The sequence below is a fragment of the Alkalibacillus haloalkaliphilus C5 genome, assembly GCF_000269905.1.
In the GTDB taxonomy this organism is placed as follows: domain Bacteria; phylum Bacillota; class Bacilli; order Bacillales; family Alkalibacillaceae; genus Alkalibacillus; species Alkalibacillus haloalkaliphilus_A.
On sequence record NZ_AKIF01000278.1, the window covers coordinates 1 to 1,034 of the forward strand.

At 37.4% G+C, this 1,034-nt stretch carries 2 protein-coding genes; both read left to right on the forward strand.

The window, feature by feature from the left end:
- On the forward strand, nt 1–558 hold a 558-nt coding region (locus A194_RS0116385; RefSeq protein ID WP_017187850.1), incomplete at its 5' end, for a pyridoxal phosphate-dependent aminotransferase.
- On the forward strand, nt 551–1,034 hold a 484-nt coding region (locus A194_RS19080), incomplete at its 3' end, for a creatininase family protein (RefSeq protein WP_017187851.1). The genes A194_RS0116385 and A194_RS19080, both read left to right, overlap by 8 nt.

A 1,034-nucleotide genomic window follows, 5' to 3' on the forward strand; every position in this document is an offset into this window, starting at 1 on the left:
TTCGATGGTGATTTTCATAGTGTTTTATCGACATCTGAGGAAATGCATGACTATGTCATTGCTATAGGAGGTTTTTCGAAATCTTTTGCCATGACAGGTTGGCGTGTTGGCTATACGATCATGCCTGAACACCTTTATGATATAGCGATAAAGCTTCAAGAGCCTGTAACGACATGTGCGTCTTCTATATCACAAAAAGCAGCTGAATCTGCTTTAACATCAGTGCAGTCTGAAGATTTCTTACATGAAATGAAACAACGCTACCGTGTAAAGCGGAATCGTGTATGCGATTTACTTGATCAATTTAACATGCCATATGTAAAGCCTGATGGAGCATTTTATTTGACTATTGATGTTTCTAAGACAGGTAGGGATTCGAAAGAGTTTGCACTGTCACTTTTAGAAGAAGAACGTGTTGCTGTTGCACCTTGTAAAACATTTGGCCCTTCAGGGGAACAATTGGTACGGATATGTTTTGCTGGTGAAGAAGTAGCAGTATTAACAGGAGTGGAAAGGCTCTGTCAATTTTATCACCGAAAGAGGGAAGTTTATGCCTGATCAACTTCAAAAATATCATTTTGACGCTTATACTTCACCAGAATTAAAAGCAATTGCACCAGAAGAACCAGTCATCATTTTACCGGTAGGGGCTATGGAACAACATGGCCCTCATTTACCTATCCGAACAGATGCTGAATTGGGGTATAAGGTTGGTTTGGAGTTCGCAAAGCACTCATCTTTAACGACGCTAGTTTTACCTTCAGTTTGGGGTGGTTTTTCTCATCATCATATGAATTTCTTTGGAACAATCAGTATATCTCAACAAGCTCTTTTTTTATACGTGCAGGATATTCTAAATAGTTTAGCAGTACATGGATTGAAAAACATAGTCCTATTAAATAGTCATGGTGGTAATACAAACTTATTGAAAACAGTTGTTGATGAAGTGAGTCAAAACCAATCACTTCAATTAATTTATTTTAGCTATTGGAATTTAATTAAAGATCACATAGATGATATTCGTGAGTCAAGTG